Source organism: Microbacterium sp., from assembly GCF_031988965.1.
GTDB lineage: Bacteria > Actinomycetota > Actinomycetes > Actinomycetales > Microbacteriaceae > Microbacterium.
Genome location: NZ_DALZXX010000201.1, coordinates 1,747 through 3,999, shown reverse-complemented (window position 1 = coordinate 3,999; position 2,253 = coordinate 1,747). Strand labels below are relative to the sequence as shown.

Here is a 2,253-nt window from a genome sequence, read left to right as displayed (position 1 = left end):
GCGGTGGCCATGTGCACCGCCATGGCCGAGGCCGCGGCGTCGCCGTCGCCGGCGCGGACGCCGGCGAGCACGGCCTCGTGCTCGGCTGTCGCGACCTCGGCATGCGCACGGTCGTGCACGGCCCGATCCGCGTACACCTGGAGGAGCGAGCGGATCACGTGCAGATGGTCGGTGAGGGTGTGATTGCCCGCCGCCTCGGCGAGCGCGTGATGGAAGTCGAGATCGGCACGCGCGAAGACGGCGAGATCGTCGTAGGACTCGCGCATGCGGGCGACGTCCTTCTCGAGTCGGGCGATCACGACGGAATCCGCCCGCGCGGCGGCGAGGCGGGCCACGAAGATCTCGAGACCCTCACGCAGCTCGAGGAGCTCGGTGGTGTTGCGCTCGCCGATCAGCAGCCCCCATCGGAGGGTCTGCGGCAGCAGTTCGCTCGCGGCCCCGCGCAGGTAGGTGCCGGAACCGGGGCGCACATCGACGATGCCCAGGATCTCCAGCGCCGCCAGCGCTTCACGCACGGCCGAGCGACCCACGCCGAGCGTCGTCGCGAGCTGGCGCTCGGGCGGAAGCCGTGTGCCGGCGGCGATCGACCCCCCGGTGAAGAGGTCGAGCATGCGCCGGGCGACCTCGGAGACCGGGGTGCCGGTGGGGAGGACGCCGAGTGCGGCCGTGATCTCCGAAGAGCGGTCGTCGGGAAAGGCGGGCATGTACGACAACATACGGCAGTCGCGCGGATCACGGCATTGCTTTTGGTCAACCGGTTTGGCAAACTGGCGGCGGGCGGCCCTCGTGTCGCCTTTCTCCATCCGATCCGAGAAAACGTTTCCTAGAATCCGACCCGAGCACTCGATGACGAGAGGCGACACACACCATGAGGTTCCGACACACGCACACGGCCGCCGCGACGGGGACGCTCCTCGTCGCCGCACTGACGCTCGCGGGATGCGCGGCGAGCGGCCAGCCCGCCGACACGCAACCGACGCTCGACCCCGACGAGGAGGTCTCGATCAGCTTCACCTTCTGGGGGAACGACGTGCGCGCCGCGCTCTACGACGAGGCCATCGCGGAGTTCGAGGATCAGCACCCGCACATCGACGTGAAGATCCTCTTCCTCTCCCCCAACGACTACTGGGAGAAGCGGCAGATCGAAGCGGCCGGCGGAGGACTCCCCGACGTCGTCACCATGGATCTCGCCTACCTCCGCCAGTACTCCGAGAGCGGCTCGCTGCTCGACCTCGAGCCGTACCTCGGCTCGATCATCCAGACGGATCCGATCGACAGCCAGGTCCTCTCCGCCGGCGTGGTCGACGACACCACGACGGCCGTCCCTCTGTCGACGAACTCCTGGGGCATGTTCCTCAACACGACCCTGCTCGAGGAGTACGGGGTGGACCCGTTCGACGGAGGCAGCTGGGACGACTACTACGACTGGATGTCCGAGGTGAGCGCCGCAGCGGGCGCGCAGAGCGCCGACGTCTGGGGTGGGGTCGACCCGATCACGCGGATCGAGAACTTCGAGCTGCAGCTCCGCGCCGAGGGCGGCAACCTCTTCGAGGAGGACGGCACCCCCGGCTTCGATGAGGAGCGTCTCGCCGAGTTCTGGGACTCCACCTCCGCCCAGCGGGCAGACGGCGGCGTCGCACCGCAGCAGCGCGTCGCCGAGGTGCAGCCGCTGACCGCGTTCGACGCGGCGCTCACCGCCAGTGACGCCACGTGGGACAACACCGGGGCCGGCTTCCTCGGCAACCTCGGCGAGGGCTTCGACATCGAGCTCATCGCACCGCCGCTGTCGGAGGACGGCGGCAAGGACCTCTATCTCAAGGCGTCGCAGATGTACTCGATCGCCGCGAACTCCGACCACCCCGCCGCCGCCGCGACGCTGATCGACTTCCTGATCAATTCGCCGGAGTCCGGGGAGATCTTCGGCACGAACCGCGGCCTCCCGGCATCGGCCACCGCCCGCGACGCCGCCAACCTCGACGAGCTGAGCCAGACGATCGCCGACTACGAGTCCTCGGTCGCCGACCGCCGCGGCGAGGCGCCGCCGGTGCCGATCGTCGGCTACGGCTCGCTGCACGAGAAGTTCCGCGAACTCGGCGAGGAGCTCGGGTTCGGGACGATCACGGTCGACGAGGCCGCCGCGCAGTTCTTCGCGGAGATGGACGTGGTCGTCGACCAGTGATCGCCGGCGGGGGGGGGGGGGGGGGGCCCCCCCCCCCCCCCCCCCCCCCCCCCCCCCCCCCCCCCCCCCCCCCC

General features: G+C 70.4%; 2 protein-coding genes. One reads left to right on the top strand and one right to left on the bottom strand.

Annotated elements, in window-relative coordinates; all coding sequences use genetic code 11:
- On the bottom strand, positions 1–704 hold a 704-nt coding region (locus RTM68_RS17470; RefSeq protein WP_312173406.1), incomplete at its 3' end, for an FCD domain-containing protein.
- Between the two features lie 164 nt (positions 705–868).
- Between RTM68_RS17470 and RTM68_RS17465 the strand changes: the two genes are divergently transcribed.
- Complete coding sequence (locus tag RTM68_RS17465) at positions 869–2,179, top strand: extracellular solute-binding protein (RefSeq protein ID WP_312173404.1); 1,311 nt, start codon at positions 869–871, stop codon at positions 2,177–2,179.
- The last annotated feature ends 74 nt before the right edge of the window (positions 2,180–2,253 follow it).

Excerpts from the sequence above, each read along its gene's own strand:
- RTM68_RS17465 (WP_312173404.1), top strand. The coding sequence starts at position 869 with ATGAGGTTCCGACACACGCACACGGCCGCCGCGACGGGGACGCTCCTC.